General features: G+C 32.0%; 26 protein-coding genes. 17 read left to right on the top strand and 9 right to left on the bottom strand.

Annotated elements, in window-relative coordinates:
* Window positions 1-105: 105 nt before the first annotated feature.
* Window positions 106-1,131 (bottom strand): IS1595 family transposase, encoded by a 1,026-nt coding sequence (locus N4T77_RS12330; RefSeq protein WP_261672104.1) that lies wholly within the window; start codon window positions 1,129-1,131, stop codon window positions 106-108.
* Between the two features lie 204 nt (window positions 1,132-1,335).
* Here N4T77_RS12330 and N4T77_RS12335 point away from each other — a divergent pair, with 204 nt between their 5' ends.
* The 7 genes from N4T77_RS12335 (at window position 1,336) to N4T77_RS12365 (ending at window position 6,687) form a co-directional block, all read left to right on the top strand.
* Window positions 1,336-1,716 (top strand): STAS domain-containing protein, encoded by a 381-nt coding sequence (locus N4T77_RS12335; protein ID WP_261672105.1) that lies wholly within the window; start codon window positions 1,336-1,338, stop codon window positions 1,714-1,716.
* A complete protein-coding gene (locus N4T77_RS12340) occupies window positions 1,709-2,119 on the top strand; it encodes an anti-sigma regulatory factor (protein ID WP_261672106.1) in 411 nt (136 codons plus the stop codon). The genes N4T77_RS12335 and N4T77_RS12340 overlap by 8 nt, the downstream gene beginning before the upstream one ends.
* Window positions 2,120-2,133: 14 nt before the next feature.
* A complete protein-coding gene (locus N4T77_RS12345; protein WP_261672107.1) occupies window positions 2,134-3,150 on the top strand; it encodes an ATP-binding SpoIIE family protein phosphatase in 1,017 nt (338 codons plus the stop codon).
* A gap of 5 nt (window positions 3,151-3,155) precedes the next feature.
* The gene (locus tag N4T77_RS12350) at window positions 3,156-4,409 is read left to right on the top strand and encodes an ATP-binding protein (RefSeq protein ID WP_261672108.1); all 1,254 of its coding nucleotides are present in this window, start codon (window positions 3,156-3,158) and stop codon (window positions 4,407-4,409) included.
* 30 nt (window positions 4,410-4,439) lie between these two features.
* Window positions 4,440-5,855, top strand: coding sequence for an ATP-binding protein (locus N4T77_RS12355; protein WP_261672109.1), 1,416 nt, complete (start codon window positions 4,440-4,442; stop codon window positions 5,853-5,855).
* Between the two features lie 69 nt (window positions 5,856-5,924).
* On the top strand, window positions 5,925-6,305 hold the full coding sequence (locus tag N4T77_RS12360; protein ID WP_261672110.1) for a response regulator: 381 nt from the start codon (window positions 5,925-5,927) through the stop codon (window positions 6,303-6,305).
* Between the two features lie 10 nt (window positions 6,306-6,315).
* Window positions 6,316-6,687 (top strand): response regulator transcription factor, encoded by a 372-nt coding sequence (locus tag N4T77_RS12365; RefSeq protein ID WP_261672111.1) that lies wholly within the window; start codon window positions 6,316-6,318, stop codon window positions 6,685-6,687.
* A 168-nt stretch (window positions 6,688-6,855) separates the two neighbouring features.
* Here N4T77_RS12365 and N4T77_RS12370 read toward each other — a convergent pair whose 3' ends face one another.
* Window positions 6,856-7,380: an FmdE family protein gene (locus tag N4T77_RS12370; RefSeq protein WP_261672112.1), complete on the bottom strand. Its 525-nt coding sequence runs from the start codon at window positions 7,378-7,380 to the stop codon at window positions 6,856-6,858.
* 215 nt (window positions 7,381-7,595) lie between these two features.
* On the opposite strand from N4T77_RS12370, the gene N4T77_RS12375 reads away from it, so the two are divergent.
* The 9 genes from N4T77_RS12375 (at window position 7,596) to N4T77_RS12415 (ending at window position 18,007) form a co-directional block, all read left to right on the top strand.
* Window positions 7,596-8,192 (top strand): superoxide dismutase, encoded by a 597-nt coding sequence (locus N4T77_RS12375; RefSeq protein ID WP_261672113.1) that lies wholly within the window; start codon window positions 7,596-7,598, stop codon window positions 8,190-8,192.
* A 156-nt stretch (window positions 8,193-8,348) separates the two neighbouring features.
* Window positions 8,349-10,799 carry a VIT and VWA domain-containing protein gene (locus N4T77_RS12380; RefSeq protein WP_261672114.1) on the top strand — a complete coding sequence of 817 codons (2,451 nt, stop codon included), beginning with the start codon at window positions 8,349-8,351 and terminating at the stop codon, window positions 10,797-10,799.
* A 161-nt stretch (window positions 10,800-10,960) separates the two neighbouring features.
* Window positions 10,961-11,686: an ABC transporter ATP-binding protein gene (locus N4T77_RS12385; RefSeq protein WP_261672115.1), complete on the top strand. Its 726-nt coding sequence runs from the start codon at window positions 10,961-10,963 to the stop codon at window positions 11,684-11,686.
* Window positions 11,679-13,343, top strand: coding sequence for a putative ABC transporter permease subunit (locus tag N4T77_RS12390; RefSeq protein ID WP_261672116.1), 1,665 nt, complete (start codon window positions 11,679-11,681; stop codon window positions 13,341-13,343). The genes N4T77_RS12385 and N4T77_RS12390 overlap by 8 nt, the downstream gene beginning before the upstream one ends.
* A gap of 257 nt (window positions 13,344-13,600) precedes the next feature.
* Window positions 13,601-13,756 carry a hypothetical protein gene (locus tag N4T77_RS12395; RefSeq protein WP_261672117.1) on the top strand — a complete coding sequence of 52 codons (156 nt, stop codon included), beginning with the start codon at window positions 13,601-13,603 and terminating at the stop codon, window positions 13,754-13,756.
* 119 nt (window positions 13,757-13,875) lie between these two features.
* Complete coding sequence (locus tag N4T77_RS12400) at window positions 13,876-14,547, top strand: deoxynucleoside kinase (protein ID WP_261672118.1); 672 nt, start codon at window positions 13,876-13,878, stop codon at window positions 14,545-14,547.
* Window positions 14,548-14,889: 342 nt separating this feature from the next.
* On the top strand, window positions 14,890-15,786 hold the full coding sequence (gene gnd / locus N4T77_RS12405; protein WP_261672119.1) for a phosphogluconate dehydrogenase (NAD(+)-dependent, decarboxylating): 897 nt from the start codon (window positions 14,890-14,892) through the stop codon (window positions 15,784-15,786).
* Between the two features lie 34 nt (window positions 15,787-15,820).
* The gene (gene zwf / locus N4T77_RS12410) at window positions 15,821-17,335 is read left to right on the top strand and encodes a glucose-6-phosphate dehydrogenase (RefSeq protein WP_261672120.1); all 1,515 of its coding nucleotides are present in this window, start codon (window positions 15,821-15,823) and stop codon (window positions 17,333-17,335) included.
* Window positions 17,336-17,377: 42 nt separating this feature from the next.
* On the top strand, window positions 17,378-18,007 hold the full coding sequence (locus N4T77_RS12415) for a cyclase family protein (RefSeq protein ID WP_261672121.1): 630 nt from the start codon (window positions 17,378-17,380) through the stop codon (window positions 18,005-18,007).
* 329 nt (window positions 18,008-18,336) lie between these two features.
* Here N4T77_RS12415 and N4T77_RS12420 read toward each other — a convergent pair whose 3' ends face one another.
* The 5 genes from N4T77_RS12420 to N4T77_RS12440 all read right to left on the bottom strand — a co-directional run bounded on the left by N4T77_RS12420 (window position 18,337) and on the right by N4T77_RS12440 (window position 21,878).
* Window positions 18,337-19,275, bottom strand: coding sequence for an AEC family transporter (locus tag N4T77_RS12420; RefSeq protein ID WP_261672122.1), 939 nt, complete (start codon window positions 19,273-19,275; stop codon window positions 18,337-18,339).
* Window positions 19,276-19,388: 113 nt separating this feature from the next.
* Window positions 19,389-19,577 (bottom strand): hypothetical protein, encoded by a 189-nt coding sequence (locus tag N4T77_RS12425; protein ID WP_261672123.1) that lies wholly within the window; start codon window positions 19,575-19,577, stop codon window positions 19,389-19,391.
* A 24-nt stretch (window positions 19,578-19,601) separates the two neighbouring features.
* Complete coding sequence (locus N4T77_RS12430) at window positions 19,602-20,495, bottom strand: glycosyltransferase family 2 protein (protein ID WP_261672124.1); 894 nt, start codon at window positions 20,493-20,495, stop codon at window positions 19,602-19,604.
* Window positions 20,496-20,498: 3 nt separating this feature from the next.
* Window positions 20,499-20,897: a hypothetical protein gene (locus N4T77_RS12435; protein WP_261672125.1), complete on the bottom strand. Its 399-nt coding sequence runs from the start codon at window positions 20,895-20,897 to the stop codon at window positions 20,499-20,501.
* A gap of 12 nt (window positions 20,898-20,909) precedes the next feature.
* On the bottom strand, window positions 20,910-21,878 hold the full coding sequence (locus N4T77_RS12440) for an ATP-grasp domain-containing protein (RefSeq protein ID WP_261672126.1): 969 nt from the start codon (window positions 21,876-21,878) through the stop codon (window positions 20,910-20,912).
* Between the two features lie 149 nt (window positions 21,879-22,027).
* On the opposite strand from N4T77_RS12440, the gene N4T77_RS12445 reads away from it, so the two are divergent.
* A complete protein-coding gene (locus N4T77_RS12445; protein WP_261672127.1) occupies window positions 22,028-22,711 on the top strand; it encodes a PIG-L deacetylase family protein in 684 nt (227 codons plus the stop codon).
* Between the two features lie 27 nt (window positions 22,712-22,738).
* On the opposite strand, the gene N4T77_RS12450 is transcribed toward N4T77_RS12445, so the two are convergent.
* Window positions 22,739-24,154 (bottom strand): metallophosphoesterase, encoded by a 1,416-nt coding sequence (locus N4T77_RS12450; protein ID WP_261672128.1) that lies wholly within the window; start codon window positions 24,152-24,154, stop codon window positions 22,739-22,741.
* Window positions 24,155-25,108 (bottom strand): dTDP-glucose 4,6-dehydratase, encoded by a 954-nt coding sequence (locus tag N4T77_RS12455; protein ID WP_261672129.1) that lies wholly within the window; start codon window positions 25,106-25,108, stop codon window positions 24,155-24,157. It abuts the gene before it with no gap.
* Window positions 25,109-25,148 lie beyond the last annotated feature (40 nt).

Here is a 25,148-nt window from a genome sequence, read left to right on the forward strand (position 1 = left end):
CCTATGATTACGACACAATAAATTACTATTGTTTAATAGTTTATATTTATATTATACATAGTTTATGGATTATAACTCCACCTAAAAACATAAAATAAATCGAATTTAAACAAATATTGGTTGTCTATTCTTAAATTCCTTTATCATAGTGTAACTATGAGGTATATTACTATGTACTATTAAATTTTTGGTTCTAATTGTCTCTTTTTCTGTGATGAAAGTATTTATCCATTTATGCCATTTAAGGTAGTTGCTTAGGTATTTAGTTGCAACACCATTAAACCTGCTCATCCATCTTTTTAAATTAGAATGAAGGCTATTAATGTGTTGAATATGGTATATATCTTCTTTGTGTCTACCTCTTTTAATTCTCTTATGTTCTAATTCCATATCTGTAGCAAATTGCATATAACTCTTGTGGCTATCTGTGCAAAGAATGGATTCTTCTCCCATACGGTTGCTATAAAGTCTCTTTAATTCATCAGAAGTCATTCTACCAGTGCATAGTAACTCTATAATTAAATTACCTTGCCTATCAAGAGCAGTTGCAACACAAACTTGTTCCTTGGATATCCCCCTTTTCTTTATTTGCTTACCTCTTTTACGAGAAGGTCTTGGCATATTTGCAGGTTTAGTTCCTTTATATGAATAAGCAAAGAAAACTTCATCTGCCTCTATAACCCCATCAACAGAGCCTACCCCGAGAAATTCGCTTATACAGTTAAGTAGTTTATGTCGCCAATAAAAACTTGTTGCTATATTAATCTCTACAATTTCAGCAGATTTTCTTATAGAGTAACCATTCAACATGCACTTAGCGTACCTAAACCATTTATCTAAGGTTTTCTTACTCTTGTAAGTAGCCGAATTAGTTAAATCAGAAAAACTTTTGCGACATTCCCTACAAAGGTATCTTTGAACGCCTTTGTTTTTACCATTTCTAACAACATCAGTACCACCACAATGACAACATACTCTTCCTTTTGAAAATCTCATTTCTTTAACTTCTTTAGTTACTTGTGTAACTTGAGAGCCTAAAACAAGATATTCTTCTAATTGAGTTAATAATTCTTGCTGTTCTTGCTCTGATAATGCTTTGGCTTGTGATAATACTGATGCTACATTATTCATGGTTATTCCTCCTAAAATTGATTATATCTATATTATAACCTATCTTTCAGAAAAGTATTACATATCAACACTTATTTAAAACAGAGCCTAAAATTAAGATTTTCTAAAATTGAAAAATAGCTAACCTTAAGGCTATTTTAATTACAGTAATAGTTCTAGACATGAGTTAGAAAGAGGTGAAGGCTTAGAATTTAAGTCATATTTATGGAGACAATTCCCATTATAAAATTAAATGAGTTTTTATTAATAAGTATACAAGTAGATTTACATGACAGACTTGTTGTAAAGCTTCAAAATGATTTAACAAAAAGTATTAAGAAACATGAAGCTAAAGGTGTTTTGATTGACATATCTGCAGTAGATATGTTAGATTCCTTTACCGGAAGAATGATAGCTAACATTGCATCAATTGGAAGACTATTAGATGCAGAAACTGTAGTTGTAGGAATGCAGCCTGCTGTTGCAATTACTTTAGTTGAGTTAGGTATGACTCTACCAGAAGTTCTCACAGCACTAAACGTTGATAGAGGAATTGAACTTTTAAGAAAGCGCGTTAGCACTTCCGAGGAAGATAGCAATGAATAGTATACTTAGAGGTGAGAAAATATATATAACCGATGAATTGAGCATTATAAATGCAGGACATATAGTATTGAGTTATGTTAAAAAGAAAAAATTTAGTATAGTAGATCAAACCAAGATAATTACAGCTACCAGTGAGTTAACTCGTAATATTATAAAATATGCTGGTAAGGGAACAGTTTATATTGAGCATATCTTTAACAGTATTAGAGAAGGTTTGCGAATAACCTTTGAAGATTTTGGACCTGGAATAGCTGATATTAATTTAGCTATGAGGGATGGATATTCTAGTTCTGATGGAATGGGGTTAGGCTTACCTGGTACAAAACGATTAATGGATGAATTCCAAATTACTTCAGAGCTAGGTAAGGGAACAAAGGTAATTATAGTAAAGTGGATTAGTTAATCTGGAGGAATTTTATGAATCAACATATAAGTATTGATATAATTGAAAAAAGTAATGTTGGAGAATTAAGAAGAGTAGTATCAGATTTAGGAAAAAGTATAGGATTAACTGAAGAGAATATTGGCAAGCTTTCAATAATTACAAATGAGATGTCTACAAATATCTTGAAACATGCTGGTTGCAGCGGCAAGGTTATAACTAAAAGGTTAACTTATAACGGAGTAAAAGGTATAGAAGTTATATCCATAGACAGCGGAGTGGGAATTAAGAATATAGGTGCTGCTCTAAGGGATGGATTTTCCACTGCTGGAAGTATGGGAACTGGACTAGGAGCCATTAAAAGGCTTTCACAGGAATTCGATATTTATTCGCAGCCGGAAAAAGGCACAATAGTTATGTCGAGGGTTTGGGAGGACAGCGAAGTAGTACAGTTACACAAAGATAGTGTAGATTTTGGTGTTTTCTCAATGGCAAAACCAGGTCAAGAAGTCTGTGGAGACGATTGGTTAATTCGAACTGAGAAAGATAGCTTATGTATTTTGGTTTCTGATGCTTTAGGTCACGGTGAAGGAGCAGCTAAAACCTCCCGTGAAGCAGTAAAAATATTTATACAGGATAAAGAAAGCCCCTTAGAGGATAAGCTTCTTAATCTACATGAAGGTTTAAAAGGTACTCGTGGAGCAGCTATAGCTATAGCTCATGTGAATCTTAATAAAGATAGCATAAATTATATTGGAGTTGGAAACATATCTGGTCGTATTTTTTACAATGAAACTTATCAAAGTTGTATTTCTACTGAAGGTATTGTTGGAGCAAATATGGGGAAATATCAAAGATTCACGTATAAATTTTTTGAAGAGTCAGTTTTTATAATGAACACAGATGGTTTTGCAACAAGTATAAATTTTAATCACTATCCTGGAATATTAAATAAAAAGTCAAGCTTAATAGCCGCGTTAATATATAGGGATTTTTCTACAAAAAATGATGATATGGCAGTTGTAGTTGTTAGAAATTTAAAACGGAGGTAGTAGAGATGCAGATAGTTGCAGTAATGATTAAATCAGAATACGATATTATATCTGTTAGACAAAGGGCTAAAAAAATCACATCTCTTGCAGGGCTTTCAATAACTGACCAAACAAGGTTTGTAACAGCAGTTTCTGAAATAGCTAGAAATACTATTATGTACGGCAAAGGAGGGAAAGTTGAATTTTCCCTTGTTACAAAGAGACGTGAACAATTTATTCAAGCAATTGTTACTGATAACAGTTTAGAAGATTTAACAAAAATTCTTCAAAGACCTTATAAGTTAAAAAATGGTATGGGCATAGGAATTAGTGGTGCAAAAAACCTAGTTGATTATTTCAATATAGAACATAAGGAAGACTGCGGAAACATAGTTACCTTAGGAAAGGAAATAGTTTTTACACTAAAGGCAATAACTTCAGAAGTTATCAGAGACTGGACAACAGCATTAGCACAGGATACACCTAAAAGCTTTGTTGAGGAACTGCAGGCACAAAATCAAGTTTTAATGCAGACCTTAGAAAGCCTGGAGCAACAGGAAAAAGAAACTAAGAAACAATTAGAAGAAACTATAAGACTTAATAAAGAATTAAAAAATGCAAATCAGGAATTAAAGGATTTCGCCTATGTAGTATCTCATGATTTAAAAGCTCCACTTAGAGGTATAAGCTTCTTAGCAGGTTGGATAGCTGAAGATTACAAGGATAAGCTGGACGACGAAGGAAACAAGATGATAGATATGCTCCTAGGAAGAATACGCAGGATGAATAACTTGATAGATGGAATACTGCAGTACTCAAGAGTTGGACGAGTAAAAGAGGAAAAAGTCCCAATTGACTTCAATGAATTAGTAAAAGATGTAATCAATCTATTAAGTGTACCTGAAAATATAGAAGTTAGAATAGAAAATAAATTGCCAAACATATTTTTTGAGGAGACTCGTGCTAGTCAGGTTTTTCAAAATTTAATCGGAAATGCTGTTAAATATATGGACAAACCTATAGGACAAATTTCAATAGGTTCTATTGATATGGAAGGATTTTGGCAGTTTTATATAAGAGATAATGGCCCGGGAATTGAACAAAGGTATTTTAAAAAGATATTTAAAATTTTTAAAGCCTTAAATTCCAGGGACAAGGTAGAGGGAACAGGAATAGGATTAACCATAGTAAAAAAGATTGTAGAGTTATATGGCGGCAGGATATGGCTTGAATCCATACCGATGGAAGGTACTACCTTTTTCTTTACGCTAAAAAAGTAAATATTTTATTATAGGATTTAGGGTGATTAAATGGAAGAATTGATTAAGAAAATTTTGCTTGTAGAAGATGACTATGTTGATCAAATAGTTTTTAAAAGGCTTATAAAAAATGAGAAGCTTAACTATGAATACTGTATTTCTGATTCAGTACTATCTGCGAAAGAGGCCTTGCTATACAATAAATTTGATGTGGTAATCTTAGATTATGATTTGGGAGACGGTACAGCTTTTGATTTAATGAATATAATTGGAGATACTCCAATAATCTTTACTACTGGTGCTGGAGATGAGGAGACTGCGGTAAAGGCAATGAGATCTGGGGTTTATGATTATTTAATTAAAGATATAGATAAAAATTATATAAAGCTTTTACCTTCTATTATTGAAAATGCAATTAAGAATAGGAAAGATAAAGAACAGCTAGCAATGCTGTCACAGGCTATTATGACTATTAATGATAGCGTTTATATTACTGATAAAGATTACAGTATAAAATTTGTTAACAGTGCTTTTTGTAGAACTTATGGCTATAGTAGTAGTGAAATAATTGGTAGGAAAAGCTATGAGTTATGGGATAAGGAGAGGAATTTTTATAGTACTAATGAATACCTTTCAAAAAATGGGTCAGGAGAATTCAAGCATAGAAAGAAGGATGGAAGTGTTTTTCCAGTGTTCTTATCTAGATCTATTGTTAATAATGAAGGTAGAACTGATAGAACTCTTATAAATATATCAAGAGATATAACAGAAAAGGTTGAAACTGATAAGATGAAGTCAGAGTTTGTCAGTACTGTAAGTCATGAGATTAGAACACCTCTAACAGTAATGCTAGCTCTTTCACAGCTCCTTTTGACCAATGATACCTTAAGCGAAGAAAAGCTTAAAAAATACTACAATACTATGCACACAGAAACAAAAAGGTTAACGAATTTAGTAAATGATTTTCTTGATATACAACGAATGGAAAGCGGAAGGAAGGTATTGAACAGGGAAAAGATATGTATAGTTGATGTAGTAGAAGAGGTTATATCTCTTTACGAAGTAAATGAAACCCATGAATTGATAGTTGATATGGATAAAGTAGACTACTCACCTATATTTGCAGATTCTCAAAGGATGATTCAGCTTTTAACTAATTTAGTATCTAATGCAATTAAGTATTCTCCTGAAAATAGAGAGATAAGAATAGTAGTTAGGGAGCTGGAGACAGAAATAAGGGTTTCTGTAGTAGACAAGGGACTTGGCATACCTAAGGACAGCATACCTATGCTCTTTACAAAGTTCTATCGTGTTGATAACTCAGATCACAGAAAAGTAGGAGGCACAGGTTTAGGCCTTGTTATATGTAAGGAAATAGTAAATGCTCACGAAGGAAAAATTGGTGTAAATTCAAAGTTAAATGAAGGAAGTGAGTTTTACTTTACTATTCCTAAGATCATATCTTAATAGAACTTGTTAACTAATTAACATTTGGAGGTATATAAATGAAAGATAGCAAAGTCAATCTCTTGGTAGATGGATGAGATTGATGTTATGACTATAAAGCGTACTTTAAGAGAACTGAAAATCCATAACCCTGTGATTGCAGCAGGCAATGGAGAAGAAGCATTAGATTATCTTAAGGACAATAAGAATGAAAAACCTTTTATAATAATTCTAGATTTAAATATGCCTAGGATGAACGGCATAGAGTTTTTGAAAATTTCAAAAAAGGATAAGGAACTGAAAAAGATTCCAGTAATTGTTTTAATTACTTCAAAAGAAGAGCAAGACGTTATAAAATCCTATGATTTAGGAGTTTCAGGTTATATGGTTAAACCTGTAGATTATAGTCAATTTACGGATACCTTAAGAGCAATTTATATGTATTGGAAACTTTGTAAATTACCTTACTAGGGGGATAAAGATGAAAAGTATTTTGATAGCAGATGATGAACCTCATCTTAGATTTGTCTTAAAAGAAATTTTGGCCTCTGGCGATTATAATTTATATGAAGCTTGTGATGGGGAAGAGGCTCTCAAGCTGTCCATAGAAATTAAACCGGATATAATAGTTCTAGATGTTGCCATGCCTAAGCTTACAGGATATGAGGTTGTAAAAAAACTTATAGAGAGAAATATAAAAAGCAAAGTAATAATGCTTTCAGCAAAGGCTCAAAAGTCGGATATTAAGAAAGGGTTAGAATTAGGGGCATACTATTATATGATTAAACCCTTTGATTTGAGCGAGTTTTCAGATATTATTAATAAGGCTACTTTGGATATGGAACGACACTAGAGAAATTTAGTACATGTAAGTTAAGAAGAGACTGTTATATTAGGTAATTTATAGACAATATATTGGTTTGTAAAACAGTAAAAAGTCAATATATTGTGTTAGTTATACTTAATGGAACAGCCTCTTATAATACATTTAAAAAAACAGAAAATACACTACGTATAACTACTAAAGATTTCTTGAATAATCTTTAAAGCAATCACCACATACTTTTTTACCATTCATAAACCTTATCTTGTGTTCAGCAGAGGCTTCTCCACATTCTTCACATACTACACTTGTAAAAATTCGAGCTCTTTCTGGAAGTTGAAAACTAGGTTTTTTAAATTCAAATAGTTCATCGTAGGAAGCGTCTAATATGTATTCCATTTCCCTCTGTCTATTCTCGCTTTTCTTACGGGATTTAACCACAATTCTAACGCCTTCTTTATCTGTTCTACTAAAAAATGTAAAGGCCATTTTTCCTGAGTCCTTAAATAATAAATTTCCTTTACCTACAGAACAGCCAGTTAAAACCTGAACTGCATCTACACAACAGGCATCATTTTCAGCTATGCAAACTATTTCTTCGTCTTTTGAAAAGCTAAGTCCTAACTTTTCTTTTGCCGCTTCACTGACTTTATAGCCTATGGCAAGTCCAGGACATTCATGTCCGTGGAACTGTACACACTTTGTCCATAATTCTTTATTCATATTAGAATCTCCCCCATAGCAATATTATATTTATTATTTACCTAATTATAACATAATTTCCGGTTTTATAACTAAAAAACTTTAAATAGAGATTTATATTAAAAATAGCGTTTCGGAAAAATATCACTTTTACTATACCTCTTAATGAATAAAAGAAAAATTTTATTACCATAATATTAATGTTAAAAACAATAATAAACACGAGGTGAATGAATATGACACACACTTTACCACCACTTCCTTACGATTACAATGCTTTAGAACCACACTATGATGAGCAAACAGTAAGGTTGCATCATGATGCCCACCATAAATCTTATGTAGATGGATTAAATAATGCAGAGTCAAAATTAGAGGAAGCAAGAAAAAATGGTGATTTTGCACTAATAAAACATTGGGAAAGAGAATTAGCTTTCCATGGTTCAGGACATATTTTACATACATTATTTTGGGAGAACATGGGCCCAAATGCAGGAGGAGATGCCTCTGGAGAAATTGGAGATCAAATTACTAAGGACTTTGGAAGCTATGAAGCCTTTAAGAAGCAATTCTCAGCTGCAGCGGTAGCAGTAGAAGGCTCCGGATGGACTATACTTTGCTGGAATTGCATGTTTAATAAGTTAGAAATTTTACAGGCAGAAAAGCATCAAAACTTAACTCAATGGGGTGTAAAACCTTTGCTTATCTTAGATCTATGGGAGCACGCTTATTATCTAAAATATCAAAATAAAAGAGCTGCATTTGTTGATGCTTGGTGGAATATTGTAAACTGGAATACAGTAAATGATAGATTTAAAAAAGCAACAAAATAGTTTAAGGTAAAAAAACCTCTATGTTCTACATGGAGGTTTTTTTATAAGTTAAATAAAAAATTTTATCTTTATAATAGTGAAAAAGATAATTGTAAAAAATAAATATTGAATTTATGTTAACACTATTAATAAGGAATATTTGGTATAATTAAGTAAATGGAAATAAAAGGTGGGTATGATATGGTGTATGGTATAAAAGAAATTAAAGGTGATGCCAAAGGAATGGTTTTAAAAAGAATTAGCATAAGCGGTAATGTATGCGGTAGTTATGCAGAAATAACTATAAGCCATGATTATGAAAACAAAGGAAAGGATGACATTGAGGGAGTTTACATGTTTCCGATTCCTAGGACTGCTATAATCTCTGGTTTCGAAGCGGAAATAGGAGGAAGAACTTTAAGAGCAATAGTTGAAGAAAGAGAAAAAGCAATAAAAATTTACGAAAATATAAAGAATAGGGAAAAAGAGTCCTTCTTACTAGAGGAATTCAAACCTAATGTATTTAAAATAAGTATAGGAAAAATTATATCCGGAGAAATTGTTAAAATAAGGCTATCCTATATTGATGAAATGGAGTATAAGGATAATACCTTTAAACTTAAGATTCCAGCAGTTTTTGAGCCAAAGAGAATAGATGAGGAATCACCAATCAATAGTATAAAGAATAGTATAAAAAGGAAGTTTATCAAAGAAGAAAATGAAAGTGATTTTGAATTTAAAACGAACATACTTGTAGAATCTCTCTGTAGGCTAGAATTTAAATCCACCTACCATAAAATAGATGTAGAAAGAGAAGGAGATACAGTAGCTAGGATTAATCTTCAGGATGACTATAACACTATGGATAGGGATTTTATACTTCTCATGAAGGAGCAAAATCCACTAGAGGCTGATGGAATGATTTATGAATATAAAGAAGGAGAGCAGGAAAAAGGTATAGTCTATTTAAGAATGGTGCCAAGACTAGATTTCTTTGAGGAAGAAGTAAAAGAAAGCTATGTTTTTCTAATAGATATTTCCGAAACCATGAAAGGTAATAAGTTAAAGCAGGCAAAGAATGCACTGCAATTGTGTATAAGAAACTTATCGGAAGGTGATACTTTTGACATAATTGCTGTAGGAGATACATTAAAGTATTTCGTTGATGAAGGCATGGCAGAGTTTAATGCAGATAACTTGAGAAAAGCATCAAAGTGGATAGATGATTTAGAGACAGAGGAAGATGCAGATATATTTGGAGCTATTAAATACAGTCTTGAAAATGAAGTTGGTCATAACACCATACTAATTTTTACTGATGATCAGGTAGAAGAGGAAGAGGAAATATTATCTTATGTAAGAGAGAATATCGGTGATAATAGAATATTCTCCTTTGGTATTGATTCTGCTACTAATAATTATTTCCTAAATAAGCTTGCTCATGAAAGCTACGGAAAGGCAGAGTTTATAAATAAAGGAAAGAGAATTGAAGATGTTGTTTTAAGGCAGTTTACTAGAATACAAAATCCAGAAGTAGACGATATTAAGATTGATTGGGGAACATTGAAGGTTGCAAGCACTTATCCAAGAACTATAGATTATATGTATGATAGAGAACCATTTTCAATATTTGCGGATGTAGTGGGAGAAGTAAGTGGAGAAATAACTATAAAAGGAATGGTAGATGGGAAGCAATACATTAAGACAATAAACCTAGATAACTTCAATACAGAAGAAAATGCTAATCTTCTTAAAAAAGTTTGGGCAAGAAAGAGAATAAAGTCTATAGAATTAAATATGATAGCCGAGCGTGGCGAAACAAGGGAAGCTATGAGAAGAAAGGTAGTAGAGCTATCTAAAAACAATGGAATCATAAGTCCTGAAACCACCTTCATATTTATGGAACTTAGATATGAACCTGTTCTAGGTATTGAACTTAGGGATATAATTCCTATAAAGGTACAAGAAGGTACACTAGCTGATGAAATAGATATGGAAGACTTTAAAGAAAATGAACAATTAGGCTTTTTATACAAATCCTATAGTGGAGATGAGGAAGAAGACATAGATCACAATCAATATTTAGATAAAGTTTATCCAAGAGAAGAACTTCTCAGGTTAATTGCTAAAAATCAACTTGCAGATGGTGCTTTTGTAGATTATGAAGACAGCAATATTGAAGATAAGGTTGAGACCACTGCTATGGCACTTTTAGCCTTTGGTATTGGTGAAGAAGATATTGATATATACTTCAATCAATTAAATAAATCTGTAGAATTTATTTACAATAATTGTATAAATGGAAGTGCTATTTTACAAAACAGAATTGGAAAAATGGCAATTCTTGCTCTAGAAAGGGCTATTGAGAAGAACTTTTTAAAGGACAGAAATGTAGAGAAAGCACAACAAACTGCAAACTATCTGTATAAGATATTGAAGGAAAGGGAAAGTGCCAAAGATATTTTAAATAATTTAGTAGAATACTCCTTCAAGAAAAATGTCATTTCCTTATTTAATATAAGCGAGGATGGAAAGAGTATTAATGAAGAAATAGTAATAAGAAAAGAAAATAATTCTATATACAGCATGTCAAAGCTGGCAGTATTAAAAGGATTAAAAGATTTATAGATACATGGTTTAATATTTACTAGAATATAATAAAAAATTTAGGGTTAAATTTTAATCCTAAATTTTTTATTATGAAAATTACTTGCAGAGTTATTATATTTGCCATATATTATGTATAACAAATATAATAGCTATAATAAATATAACTTGGGGGAATAAGAATGGTAGAATTAGTCAATATAAGTAAAAGTTATAACGGAAAACAAAAAGCAGTAGATAACCTAAATCTCTCAATACCGAATGGAGTAATATTTGGTTTTTTAGGACCTAATGGAGCAGGAAAAACCACTACTATTAAGATGCTTACTGGGATTATAAATTCTGATGCAGGAAATATAACTATAAATGGAGTAAATATAAAGGATAATCCTATAGAGGCAAAAAAACAATTTGGTTTTGTGCCAGATAGTCCGGATATGTTTTTAAGACTTAAAGGAATTGAATATTTAAACTTTATGTCAGACATATATGGTGTAGAAAGTGAAGAAAGAGAAGATAGAATAAGAAAGTTATCAGAAAGATTTGAGATGACTAAAGCTTTAGGTGATCAAATTCAAAGTTATTCTCATGGAATGAGACAAAAAATTATTTTAATGGGAGCCCTTGTGCATAACCCATCAGTATGGATACTAGATGAGCCTATGACAGGTTTAGATCCTAAATCAGCATATATGTTGAAGGAGATGATGAGGGAGCATGCAGATAAGGGAAATACAGTGTTTTTTTCTACTCATGTTCTTGAGGTTGCAGAAAAAATATGCGATAGAATTGCTATTATAAATAAGGGAAAAATATTATTTTCTGGTACTTTTGAAGAATTAAAAGAACAATTCAAAGAGAATAAATCCTTAGAAAATATATTTTTGGAGATGACTGAAAATGAGTAGATATATAGCCTTGACAAAGGTACTTTTGAAAAATGGAGGAAGCCCTTTAAGACAAGATAAAAAGAAGAGAAATAAAACACTAGCAATGTGGGGGCTTTTGGCATTAGCCTTTGCACCTACAATTTTGCTTATTATACAGTTTATCGGATCTGCCTATGACGTTTTGTTAAAGATAAATCAGCAGGGACTAATACTTGGGCTAGGTGTTTCTTTTGTAAGTATATTTATATTTTTCTTTGGTATTTTTTATTCTTTAAATGTGCTTTACTTTGGAAATGATATAGAGAATTTACTGCCGCTACCTTTTAAACCTTCTGAAATTTTAGGTGCAAAGTTTACAGTAGCACTATTTTATGAATATTTAACAGAGTTAATTTTACTGCTTCCTCTATTAATTGTTTATGGAATAAAAAGTGATGCTGGAATAGTATATTATCTTAATTCAGCGATAATATTTTTACTACTGCCTATAATGCCTTTAGCTATTTCCTCAGTGTTAAATATGATACTTATGAGCTTTACAAATATAGGCAGACACAGAGATAAACTTAAAATATTAGGCGGGATTATAGCCATGTTTTTTGCCATAGGGTTAAATATTGGTATGCAGAGAATAGGCGTTTCTTCAAGGAATCCAGAGAAGATGCTTCAAATGATAACTGCTGGGAATAATTCTCTACTTGAAGCTTCAAACAAGATGTTTCCAGGAACAGCTATAGTAACCAAGGCATTAATTTATAACAGTAGTTTACAGGGACTTGTAAATATGTTTCTATTTGCAGGGATTACTTTAGTTGTAATTTTATTGTTTGTAATGTTAGGAGAAAAACTGTATTTTAGAGGGGTAGTTGGAATTTCAGAAACCTCTTCAAAAAGAAGAGAGTTGTCCTCTAAAGAGCTAGCAAAGCAAATTGTGAAAAAGACATCTCTTAATGCTTTAACAAAGAAGGAACTTAGACTTCTATTTAGAACGCCAGTTTATTTTATGAATTGTATACTAATGAATTTCTTATGGCCAGTTTTTATGCTAATTCCAGCTTTTACCCAACCTGAAATGTTAGTAGAACTAAGAAATACTTCAGAGTTCATTAAGGATCCAAGTATAATATCTATGGTTATAGGGATATCTTTAGCTGCTAGTATATTTCTCGCTTCTACTAATGGTATAACCTCTACGGCCATATCAAGAGAAGGGCAAAATATATTTATTAGTAAGTATCTTCCCACTAGTTATAAAACCCAAATTACTGCAAAACTATTATCTGGGATAATTATGGGAACTATATCTGTAATAATTATGATTTTAGCAGCAGTATTACTTATTAGAATACCGTTATACTTGCCTTTTGTAGTATTAGTATCTTCTTTACCTGGTATTATATTTTCATCATTAGTAGGAATATTAATTGATTTAAACTTTCCAAAATTAACTTGGGATAATGAAGTAAAAGCAGTAAAACAGAACTTTAATGTAATTATAAATCTAGTACTAGGTATGATTGGAGGAGCTTTAGTTGCATTCTTAGCTATAAGACTTCAAGAATACGGTGTCACTGTAAGTATATCTCTATGTATACTATTTGTTATTATTGATTATATACTCTACCAAATCACTGTTACTAAGGGAGCAGAACTATTTGCCAATATAGAAGTTTAAATAAAGACCTCTAATCTTTTATTTTGAAAGGTTAGAGGTTTTTAAATTTTATACTTTAGAGAAAGGTATAGGGGAGTTTTTAAAAGGTTGCTTTTGCAATCACCTATTAACCATCATTAGAATAAGAATATATAAAAAAAATAATTCAGAAAAAAGATTAGTACTATAAATAAAAAAAATGTAATAAATATATATAGGAATAATACCTTCTAAATAAAACTTTTTGAAGAAATAATAATTTAATGAGGGTTGATTATATGTTGATTTTTAAAACTGAGTCCATTATCTTTAAAGTAGATAATGAAGAGTTACCTGAGGATATAATTTTGATGATAGAAATAGAATTTAGAGAGCTTGGAACTCTAAGCGAAGAGACTATGAAAAGATATAATATAAAAATTGAGTGTACCTAAATATAAATAAGCCTTAAAGGTCTCCTTTAAGGCTTGTCTTTCTGGAACTATTTAATATATAATATGTTGGTTATATTAATATAGGATTCTATTTAGTAGATGTGCTAGGAGGCAAATTAATGAATGAATACATAGAGTTTTTTAAGTTATTAAAAAGTGCCAGAAAGGAAGATAAAATAATGAATTCAATTATAATAGATGGTTGTGTAGCAGCAGGTAAGACAAGTCTTATGAATATTATAGAAGAGGAATTTAGATATACTCCTTTTTTAGAGCCTGTAACAGACAATCCGCTATTAGATAAGTTTTACTATAATAGAAAGCGATATTCTTTTCCACTACAGATATTCTTTTTAAATAAAAGGTTTGCTATGCTTAAGGAAGCAGCTAAAATTGATGGTACTGTAATGGATAGAAGTATATATGGAGATGTAATATTTGCTAAGCTCTTAGCAGATAATCAGGAAATGGAGTCAGAAGAATATGCCCTATATAAGGACCTTTTAGCTAATATGCTTGAGCATGTGGAGCCACCTAAGCTAATGATTTACCTTAAGAGCAGCACAGATGATATCATTAGAAAGATAAAGTTAAGGGGAAGAGATTATGAACAGGTTGTTGAAAGAGAATACTGGGAGCAATTAAATAAGGAATATGAGGATTATTTTAGTGAATATAATATATCACCACTGCTTGTAGTAGAGGTAGACAATCTTGATTATGTACATAATGAAAGGGACAGGGAATACATTATTTCTTTAATAAAAAATAAGCTTAAGGAAATAGGATAACATATTAAAGATATATAGCATATCCAAAAGGGCGTAAAAGTAAGTTTTTTACTTTTATGCCCTTTTTATGATTAAAAAAGAGTTATGCACAAAATATAAGAAAAATTATACTATATTAGTATGAAGTATTAAATGATAATTATTATTGATTAGCATTAAAAATATGATATAATGTTAATAAAATTACAGCCAAAAATGTAGAATAATAATTTTCTGCTTTTATTATATAAATTTGGTATACCTGTTACTATAACTGAGAAATATAAAAGTATAAACTTAGTTAATTATAAATAATACTATGTTATAAGCTATTGTTTATAATCTTTAAGGAGGACTACAATAATGGAAATAGGTTTAATTGGTTTGGGAAGAATGGGCTTTAACCTTGCACTAAATATGAGAGATAAAGGTCATAAGGTAGTGGCTTTTAATAGAACGGCGGAAAAGGTGAAGGAAGCAGAAAAGGAAGGTATTACAGGAGCCTATAGCATAGAGGAGTTAGTAAATAAGTTAACTGGAAGAAAAATTATTTGGCTTATGGTGCCTGCAGGAAACACAGTAGATGATATGGTAGAGAAGCTTGTACCATTATTAAATAAGAGGGATATAATTATTGATGGAGGAAATTCAAATTATAAAGATACTCTTAGGAGATATAGAGAATTAAAGGAGAAAGAAATAGATTTTGTAGATGTAGGAACAAGCGGTGGAATAGAAGGAGCGAGAAATGGTGCTTGTACAATGGTAGGTGCTGAAGAGGATGTTTTTAAGCACATAGAGCCACTTATTAAGGATATAAGTGTAGAAAAGGGATATTTGCATACAGGTAAAAACGGTTCTGGACATTTTGTTAAAATGGTCCACAATGGTATTGAATACGGAATGATGCAAGCTATGGGAGAAGGATTTGAAATACTTGAAAAAAGCCAATTTGATTTAAATTATAAGGAAGTAGCTAGGGTTTGGAACAATGGCTCTGTTATTCGTGGGTGGCTCATGGAGCTTGCGGAAAGTGCCTTTAGAAAGGATGCTAATTTAGATGGAATTAAGGGTATAATGTACTCATCAGGAGAGGGGTTATGGACAGTACAAGAGGCTTTAGAGCTTAAGGTTCCTGCACCAATAATCACCGAGTCTTTATTTATGAGATATCGTTCTGAACAAGAAGATACTTTTACTGGTAAGGTGGTAGCTGCATTAAGAAATGAATTTGGCGGCCATGCAGTTGCTAAGAAGTAAACAGGACATTATATTTTGGAAGATGGTGATTTAAGTGGAAATAACTAAAGACTTATCCTGTGTTATGACTATTTTTGGAGGTACAGGGGATCTTGCTCATAGAAAACTTATGCCTGCTATATATAACTTACTTCATGAGAATATGCTGCCAGAAAACTTTGCGGTGGTAGCTGTTGGAAGAAGAGATTTATCTCATGAAGAGTATAGAGATAGTATATACCAATCAATACAAAAATTTTCTAGGCTTAAAATTGATAATGATCTATGGAGTATTCTTAGAAATAAAATATACTATAGTAAGTTTAGTTTTGATGATAACTTAGGCTATAGCAAACTAAATGAATTTTTGAAGGCTTTAGACAAAGAGTATCATACTAACGGAAATAGGATGTACTATCTTGCTGTAGCACCAGAATATTTTGAAGTAATAGTAGATAAGTTAAATAATCACAATATGGTTGATACTAGAGAAGGCTTTAAAAGAGTAGTTATTGAAAAACCCTTTGGAAGAGATTTGAAATCTGCTCAATACTTGAATAAAAAGATTACCGAAGTGTTCTCAGAAAATAACACTTATAGAATTGACCATTACCTTGGTAAAGAAATGATACAGAATATCATGATTATAAGGTTTGCAAACTCAATATTTGAACCTATATGGAATAATAAATATATAGATAACATTCAAATTACTGCTATTGAAACTGTAGGTGTGGAAAATAGGGGAGGATACTATGAAAAGGCAGGAGCCCTTAGAGATATGGTTCAAAACCATATGCTTCAACTTCTTACCTTAACAGCCATGGAACCACCACCAAGCCTTAAGACTGAGCATATTAGAGACGAGAAAGTTAAGGTACTTCAGTCTCTTGAAAAGTTAACACCGGAATTTATTAAAAGTAATGTAGTTAGAGGACAATATGGAGCAGGTTCAATTGAAGGTAAAGTTGTGCCTGCCTATAGAAACGAAGCTAATGTATCACCGGAGTCAAAAGTTGAAACCTTTGCGGCGTTAAAGATGCATGTACAGAACTTTAGATGGGCTGGGGTACCCTTTTATATAAGAAGTGGCAAGAGACTTGATAGGAAATCTACTGAAATAACTGTACAATTTAAGGAACTTCCTAATATTTTATACTTTAAAGAAAATAAGGAGCTGCAGCCTAATTTGCTTAGTATAAAAGTTAACCCAATGGAAGGGGTAGTATTTCAGTTTAATGGGAAGGAGCCAGGTTCAAGGAATAACATTCTTCCCCTTCAGATGGATTTTTGTCAAAATTGCGAATTTGAGAGCAATACACCAGAAGCTTATGAGAGGCTGCTTTATGATGTTATGAAAGGTGATCCTACTCTCTTTACAAGGTGGGATGAGGTTGAGTACTCATGGAAATTTGTTGACAGTATCTTAGAGGCATGGAAAAGTGAAGAAAACAGTTTTCCTAACTATGAGGCAGGCAGCAATGGTCCTAGAGAAGCGGAACTGCTGTTATCTAGAGATAACAGAAAATGGTGGAATATAGAGTCTAACAGTTTTTGTGCAAGAAAATAAGAGTTCTAAATTTAGTCTATTGGTTTAAAAGAGGAGAAATAAATGAAAATTTATGATATTTCAATGAATATACACTATGATATGATGGTATATAAGAATAAGGAAGAGAAGAGACCTGTTTTAAATAATGTTCAGAACTTTATTAACAGCAGTGCTTATGAATCTAGAATTTCAATGGATATGCACACAGGAACTCATGTTGATGCACCTCTTCATATGATTGAAGAAGGCAGTACTATTGAAACTCTTGATTTAAGTACTGTTATAACTAAATGTAAGGTCTTGGATTTAACTAATGTTCATAATACAATAATGAGGGAAGATCTGATAAAAAAAGATATACAAAAGGGAGACTTTATAATATTAAAGACAAGAAATTCTAATACAGAAGAATTTGATTTTGACTTTGTTTATCTAGAGAAGAGTGGAGCAGAGTACCTAAAGGAAAAGGAAATAAAGGGCGTTGGAACTGATGGATTAGGAATAGAAAGAAGTCAGCCAAACCATGAGACACATAAAATCCTAATGGAAGCGGGAATTACCATAGTAGAGGGACTTAGACTGAAAGATATTAGTGAAGGAAGTTATGTGCTTTGTGCTCCACCTTTAAAAATAAAGGGTGTAGAAGCTGCGCCAACAAGGGCATTGTTGATTGAAGGAATCACTTTATAAAAAATTAATATTAATAGTAATTAACAGTTACACCTCCTAACTACAAAGTTAGGGGGTAAATTTTAGGCCAGCTTTCAGATGAAATAAAGAATATTAAGAGTTCAACAAATAAGCTTAATGAACTTTCCCAATTACAGGTTAAAGCTTCTAATGAGGTAAACTTAGCTGTAGACAAGTTAGTCGCAGAAACTAGATAAAAGCTGATTATAAAACTACTTACGCTATAATAAATTGTGTAGGTAGTTTTATAATCCATCTAATAACTCTATTTAAGATATAAGTAAACATAACAATGATTTTTAGAATATATTAAATGCCGACAATGTAGTCTACTTAGCCAAAATATTCAACAGCCAATATAGTAGTGGCAGAGATATCAAGGATAGTAAGGTGGATACACATATGCCTATAGATCCAAAGTAGATATCACTGCCATATTTTTTTGCAAATATGGCAGTGGTAGGAGCAGAGGGCATAGCAGTTAAAATTACTGCTATGGCTAGCAGAGTAAATTTTATATTTAAAAAAATCAGCATAAAAGGAAGTAAAGGTACAATTATTAGTTTAGCAAAAACTGCTTGCCAGAGATGCTTGTCTTTGCATAGTTTGAAGAGTACATCTTTTTTTAAATTACCAATAAGGCTACCAATAAGAAGCATGGAAAGAGGAGTTGTAGGTGTGCCAAGGTTTTCAAGGAATTTTGATATAGTCAAAGGAAGCTTAAAAGGCATAAGAAAGAGTAATAAGCCAAAAGAAGTAGCAAGAACACCAGGATTTAGTATTAGTATCCTCCAAGAAAAAGATAGTTGTTCTTTTGCGATTAAATATACTCCGTAGGTCCAAATCAAGAATAAGAAAAAAAGGTTGAATACGGAAGCATACATAACTCCTTCCTTTGAAAATAAAGAAAAACAAAGAGCATAGCCAAGAAAGCCTTGATTACCAAAGATTATTAAGCTTTGATAAACGCCTCCTTTATCTTCTGGAAGCTTGTTCTGTCTTGCCATAAAGAATGCTAATATACAAGCTAAAACAAGAATATATATTGATAGGAATATTAAAGTGTAGAAATTCTTTAAAAAAGAAAAGGAAAAAGGGAAATCCATAGAAAAGACAATTAATGCCGGCAAAGTAATATAGAGAATTATGTTGGTAAGAGCTTTATCAGCAGTGTCATCAATAATACCAAATTTTTTAGCTGCGTAACCAACTAAAGCAATACTATATAAAATTATAAGCTGCTGAATAAAGGAAAGCATTTCTAACATAGACACCCTCCTTAGGAAATTCTTTATATAAATTTAAATTAATCCCTCGCCCACTCATCTTAAGCTAGGAATTAATTTAAATTTATCATCAATAGTAAAGTATTTGATCAAGGCTAGTGTTGCGGTGGGCTTATAATAATATCTAACTCTATTAAGTTAGGGGCTTCTTCCTCTAATACTAACTGATTACAATCAATTTCCTGTCTTTTAGTACCATTTAATTTATACATCTTCTCTATAACTGCTTCAACGGAAACTTTGAAATTTTTTTTATTATCAATATCCTCTAGTGAATATTTCAAGTAGATCACCTCTATATATTAATGTTAAAAGGGTATGTTAAATTTATTGAAAAACCAGTTGTCATCATATATACGTCGCCTAAAATAGTTTTTGCGATGTTCATGACTATTACTTATCTTTATTTTTTCTATTATTTTTTCAAAATGAGGATAATCATTCATTAATTTTATTAATTTTTTAACCCTAGCCTTATTAAAATGGATAATGGCTATTCTTAACTTATTATAATGAAAATCTACTATATTTACATTATAAGGCTGAACTTTTCTAAATTTATGACCGACCTTAACAGCAGGGTGTACGAAAATTTTATATCCAAAAAGCCAGAGTTTAAGTGATAATTCCACATCCTCATAACCCCAGCTAGTAAATAAGGGATCAAAACCTCCTACAGCATGAAATACATCTCTTTTAATAATCATACAGGCACCAGGAGCCAATGGGATTTCTCCTATACTGTTAGGCCTCTCCAGCCAATAAGTTTCTAGATTTTCATTCCAGCTTTGACCATAGCCTACAGCACTGTTAGGGTGAAAATGTCCAATACCTGGACAAATTACGCTAACTTCCCTATTATTAAAAGCTTCTAGCATAGTATTAAGCCAGCCTTCCCTCATAGTGAGATGTGCATCACAAAAGATTAGAAATCTCGCATCAGATGCTAGAGCTGCTCCTAAGTTTCTAGCCTGTGATGGACCTATTCCCTTTGTTTGAATTAGCGATACGTTAGGATAACGTTTAGAAGCACTCTTTAAAAATTCACAACAGTTATCGTTAGAATTGTCATCTATAACAAAAATATCTGATAGCTTTTTAGCTTCAGTTTTTAACATAAAGTCTATAGTTTGCTTAAGATAGATTCCTTCATTTTTACATGGAATTATAATAGCTGAATCTCTTTTTCCTAGGTCACCCATGAATTATTCTTCTTCCTCATATTCAGTATCCATTGGTTCACAGGTACTTTTCACAGATTTAGAGGAAGGCTCATATACTAGACCATTTAGATACAGTATTTTTAATACTATTTTATCACCGGGATATAAAGGTCCTAAAAGAAATTGACCATTATCATCAGTTATTGCATGGCCAATAGGCTCAAGCTCTGATGTGATTTCAGCATCACAGTGAGGGTGTTTTAATTTGAAGATTTTTACTACAGAGCAAGGTGCTGGTTCACCATCTGGAAAACGAACTGTACCTAGTATAACTTTTCTATAATCCTTTTGCAGAAAAAAATCCATATCTAATTGGTCTGTACTTGTTTTTTCATCACTGTCGGGAATTTCGATAACAAATCGGTTTATTTGATAATCCATACTTTACACCTCTTAATCAAATTTATAGTATTCCTCTAAATAACGGAATGCCTTACCAGATTTTATATTAGGTTTATCAATAGCCTTTTTAAGGATAATATTTTCAAAGGCATATATTACATCATTGAAACCAAAGTTTGACCTTATAAAAGCAGTACTAGAATATCTTGGATTAATTTCGAAGATTACAGGAGCACTATCCTTTTGTTTTCGCAATTGAATATTAATAGAACCGGATAAATTTAGAATTCTTGCTACTGATTTACACAATTCTTCTATATCTTTGTCGAAAACAACTTTAACTTCACTGCTTACCCCATCCTTCAAAGTCCTTTCAAGGGTAATTACGTATGTTTCATTGTTAAAAGGATCTCTATAAACTCCGTTGGTATATTCAAGTCCAGTAATATACTCTTGAAGCATATAACTGCTGTCTAGATCTTTTATAGATTTAAAGTCTAAAATATCTCTAACCATATAAAAATCCTTTGAGCCACTACTAGAAAGCTTCTTTACTATAAAGGGATAATTGAAACCTTTCAGCAACATATCAACAGATACTGAACTGTTATATAGGATTGAATGAGGATAAGGAAAATAGTTATTTTTCAAAAACTGAACTGTTTTTAATTTATCTCTGCATATATTAATTATCCCAGGTGAAGGCATAACAATACGAGGGCGAATCTCCTCATCAATCTCCAGGAAATGATCAGAAATATATAAGAGCTCCTGCTCGCTGCAAACATAAACTAAGTCTATTGAATTTTCAGTAATAAATCTATTTATAAATTCGGGATAGGTTGAATCCTTTGCTTTAGGTATGGTTTGAAAAAGGTTACAAAATAGAGGATGAGGCTCGTAGTTTCTGCAGTCAGTTCCAAAGATCTTTATATTGTAGTTAGAACGACAGAGAGCTTTACAAACTGCCTGACCTAAATCACCTCCAATAGAAGTAACTAAAGCCTTATATTGTTTCATGATAAATCCTTCCTTTATGATGAATAGTCCTATATATAAATATGCGATATATTATTGTTATATGTAACTTAATAAATTAACTTTGCATAGCTTAATGTTATAGATATTAATATTACTTAGACTTATATCTTAAATTAGGAGGACTTTATATGGAAAAGATATTAGTCATTGCAGCTCATCCTGATGATGAGATTTTAGGCTGTGGTGGAACTATTAAGCGTCTTATAGATGAAGGCAATGAAGCCTATTCATTGATTTTATCTGATGGCACTACTTCCAGGCATGGTAACTTAACGGAAGTAGTATTAGAAGAGATTAAAAATAGGCTTAAGCAAAGCCAAGCTGCAGCTAAAATTATTGGGTATAAGGAACTATTTTTCTGTCAGTTTGTTGATAATAGCTTTGATAAAGACACCCTTTTAGATATAGTAAAAGCTATAGAAAAATATATAGTTCTCTTAAAGCCATCTATTATATTTACTCACCATTATGGGGATTTAAATATTGATCATCAGAGAACTTTTCAAGCAGTTCAAACGGCATCAAGGCCTATGGTTAACTGCCCAGTGAAAGAATTATATTGCTTTGAAACCTTTTCTGCTACAGAGTGGAGCTTTATAGACAAAGATAAATTTGTTCCCAACTATTTTGTAAATATAGAAACTACCTTAAAGGATAAGCTTCAAGCAATAAAATGCTATAAATCCGAATTGAGACAATTCCCTCATCCCCGCTCTATAGAAGGATTGGAAACTGCTGCAAGGAGATGGGGTACAGTTATAGGCTGTAACTATGCAGAAGCCTTCGAATTAGTTCGGAAAATTATTCCATAGTAAAAACCAAAGGAGAATTGAAAAAAATCAATTCTCCATTTTTATATTTTTCTTGTGACCTAAAAGCTGAAAATTAAAGCTTATATCAGAACTAGATGCACTGGCTTGATGGATTTCAACTGCTATTACATTATCACCCTTTCTAAGAAGACTTGTGCTTATTGTAACCTTTTGGTAAGAAGTTTCATCTGCGCCACTCAAAGCTTTTACTGCTAAAGTATTATAATGAATTTTACCAGAAGGCATATTAGTTCTATATATTTCTGTTCCATTCAAATATACAACTGCTCCATCATCTCGCTGAATTCGAAGAGTTAAATCACTATACTGAGATGGCACATCTATAGTAAAATGCTTTCTAAAATAGGTTGTAATATATTTTTTGTAAACATTAGGTCCGTAACTTACAACAGTAGCTTCACCACCATCACCATATCCAAATTCCGCCAAACCAGAAGACCATTTAGAGTCATCAAAATTCAGTTCCTTCCACTGGGTTCCTTGGTTGGAGCCGTTGTCTAAGTATCTCCAAGTTGAACTAAGAGGAATTAAAATATCAGAAACATTGTTATCTTTAATCTTATTGCTAAAGGATGTAAGGCTACAGCTATCTATAAGAGTATTATTATTATCGTAGGCATGTAGAGTAACTCCTTGGCTCGTGATGTCTAAAACAACATAGTGATAAATCGCTAATGGACCAACTACAACATTTTTTATATCTTTTATATGTCCATTTAGTGAAGAACCTGCTCCACCAGTGGTAATATGATAAATAGGGTTTTTTATAATAAGTCCTTTGGTATTAAAAGACTTATCAATAATACGTCTGCAGTAGTTGTGCTCATGGCCTACAAAAACTGCTGTTACATTGTACCGATCAATAATTGACCAGAGCGCATCTCGTTCGCATTTACTACTATCTAGGCTTTCGCTATAATGATGTCCTGTAGGGAAAGCCGGTAGGTGAAACATAACAAAATTATATTTTCTAGTGCTGCTTTCTAAAGTGTTTTCTAACCAAGTTAATTGTTTTGGATCAAGAGCATAACCTCCTCCCTTACCCCAGCGGTTGGAGTTTAGAAAAATAAAACGGGTATTTAAATGATCAAAATAGTATACAGTTCTTTGATATTTTTCTAATTGCTCATTTGGGAGATGGGAAAAAGCGTTACTAAAGGCAGTTTCATTGTTTTCATGGTTTCCTAAAAGAGTATAAAACATATTAATTGGATAATAATTATTTACAAATTGTTTCCACTTATCTAATTGTTCACTGACATTGGAACCACCATAAACCATGTCTCCTAAAAAAAATATAAAATCTGGTTGAGGAGATAACTTTTTAATATTAGAGAGGAGGTTGTGAAGCATTTCGGAGTTAAAGGCTATAGTATGCTTACTGCAATCACCCATTAGTACAATACGAAAGGAAGATTTCATCTATATCCCCTCCAATAATAGTTTGTTTTTTAAAAATTCCTCTGTTTTAGTTATACCTTCTATCAGAGAAACCTCTGGTTTCCAGCAAAGTGTTTTTTCAGCTAGTTTTGAATTGCATAGCAATTTTTTTATCTCACTTTGAGGGTGAATATGAGGTATATATTTAATACTTCCATCTTCACCGGCAATCATTTTAGCTAAGTCGGTAATAGATATATCGCTACCACTGCCTGCATTCAACACTTTTCCCTCTGTGCGGCTACTGTATCCTGCAGCAACTACAAAGTTTGCACAATCGGTAACATATAAAAAGTCTCTAGTTTGTTTTCCGCTACCGTAGACTTTTAGTGGCTTGTTCATAAGTTTTTTATTTATAAAAATAGAAATAACTCCACCTTCGCTATTCTGCTTTTGGTAAGGACCATAGGTGTTGAAGGGGCGAAGAATAGTCACAGGAAGACCGTAAGCATAATAAAAAGATAAAGCTAGTTGTTCACCTGCCAATTTAGCAGCAGCATAAGGGGATGTAGGACAGGTACTATGATTTTCCGAAATTCCTTCTTCATCTAAAGCTCTACTATAAACCATGCAGGTGCTCATATAAACAAATTTTGTATTACTATGCCTACACTGCTCCAGAAGATTGAAGGTTCCTATCACATCATTTTCAAAAGTAGTTTTAGGATTGTCAATACTATCTTGAACATTGATTGAAGCTGCTAAGTGATAGCAAATATCAAATTTATTTGTAAAAAGAGTTTCTAAAAGGGGGAGATTTGTTATACTGCCCTTTATAAAAAAGATTTTAGGATAGTTAACCTGAAACTCTTTTATATTATCTATTGAACTATTTGAAAGATTATCTAGTATCCAGACATTATGATTATCCTCTATAAGTCTTTTTACTACCCATCTTCCAATAAAGCCTGTACCACCAGTTACTAATATATTCATATCTCACTTCCTCCTCTATACCGTAAAAATTCTGTTATTG

Source organism: Clostridium sp. CX1 (assembly GCF_025398335.1).
In the GTDB taxonomy this organism is placed as follows: Bacteria; Bacillota; Clostridia; order Clostridiales; family Clostridiaceae; genus Clostridium_AM; species Clostridium_AM tanneri.

Coding starts and splice junctions, on each gene's coding strand:
- N4T77_RS12330 (WP_261672104.1), bottom strand. CDS start 1,131: ATGAATAATGTAGCATCAGTATTATCACAAGCCAAAGCATTATCAGAG.
- N4T77_RS12335 (WP_261672105.1), top strand. CDS start 1,336: ATGGAGACAATTCCCATTATAAAATTAAATGAGTTTTTATTAATAAGT.
- N4T77_RS12340 (WP_261672106.1), top strand. CDS start 1,709: ATGAATAGTATACTTAGAGGTGAGAAAATATATATAACCGATGAATTG.
- N4T77_RS12345 (WP_261672107.1), top strand. CDS start 2,134: ATGAATCAACATATAAGTATTGATATAATTGAAAAAAGTAATGTTGGA.
- N4T77_RS12350 (WP_261672108.1), top strand. CDS start 3,156: ATGCAGATAGTTGCAGTAATGATTAAATCAGAATACGATATTATATCT.
- N4T77_RS12355 (WP_261672109.1), top strand. CDS start 4,440: ATGGAAGAATTGATTAAGAAAATTTTGCTTGTAGAAGATGACTATGTT.
- N4T77_RS12360 (WP_261672110.1), top strand. CDS start 5,925: ATGGATGAGATTGATGTTATGACTATAAAGCGTACTTTAAGAGAACTG.
- N4T77_RS12365 (WP_261672111.1), top strand. CDS start 6,316: ATGAAAAGTATTTTGATAGCAGATGATGAACCTCATCTTAGATTTGTC.
- N4T77_RS12370 (WP_261672112.1), bottom strand. CDS start 7,380: ATGAATAAAGAATTATGGACAAAGTGTGTACAGTTCCACGGACATGAA.
- N4T77_RS12375 (WP_261672113.1), top strand. CDS start 7,596: ATGACACACACTTTACCACCACTTCCTTACGATTACAATGCTTTAGAA.
- N4T77_RS12380 (WP_261672114.1), top strand. CDS start 8,349: ATGGAAATAAAAGGTGGGTATGATATGGTGTATGGTATAAAAGAAATT.
- N4T77_RS12385 (WP_261672115.1), top strand. CDS start 10,961: ATGGTAGAATTAGTCAATATAAGTAAAAGTTATAACGGAAAACAAAAA.
- N4T77_RS12390 (WP_261672116.1), top strand. CDS start 11,679: ATGAGTAGATATATAGCCTTGACAAAGGTACTTTTGAAAAATGGAGGA.
- N4T77_RS12395 (WP_261672117.1), top strand. CDS start 13,601: ATGTTGATTTTTAAAACTGAGTCCATTATCTTTAAAGTAGATAATGAA.
- N4T77_RS12400 (WP_261672118.1), top strand. CDS start 13,876: ATGAATGAATACATAGAGTTTTTTAAGTTATTAAAAAGTGCCAGAAAG.
- gnd (WP_261672119.1), top strand. CDS start 14,890: ATGGAAATAGGTTTAATTGGTTTGGGAAGAATGGGCTTTAACCTTGCA.
- N4T77_RS12415 (WP_261672121.1), top strand. CDS start 17,378: ATGAAAATTTATGATATTTCAATGAATATACACTATGATATGATGGTA.
- N4T77_RS12420 (WP_261672122.1), bottom strand. CDS start 19,275: ATGTTAGAAATGCTTTCCTTTATTCAGCAGCTTATAATTTTATATAGT.
- N4T77_RS12430 (WP_261672124.1), bottom strand. CDS start 20,495: ATGGGTGACCTAGGAAAAAGAGATTCAGCTATTATAATTCCATGTAAA.
- N4T77_RS12435 (WP_261672125.1), bottom strand. CDS start 20,897: ATGGATTATCAAATAAACCGATTTGTTATCGAAATTCCCGACAGTGAT.
- N4T77_RS12440 (WP_261672126.1), bottom strand. CDS start 21,878: ATGAAACAATATAAGGCTTTAGTTACTTCTATTGGAGGTGATTTAGGT.
- N4T77_RS12445 (WP_261672127.1), top strand. CDS start 22,028: ATGGAAAAGATATTAGTCATTGCAGCTCATCCTGATGATGAGATTTTA.
- N4T77_RS12450 (WP_261672128.1), bottom strand. CDS start 24,154: ATGAAATCTTCCTTTCGTATTGTACTAATGGGTGATTGCAGTAAGCAT.
- N4T77_RS12455 (WP_261672129.1), bottom strand. CDS start 25,108: ATGAATATATTAGTAACTGGTGGTACAGGCTTTATTGGAAGATGGGTA.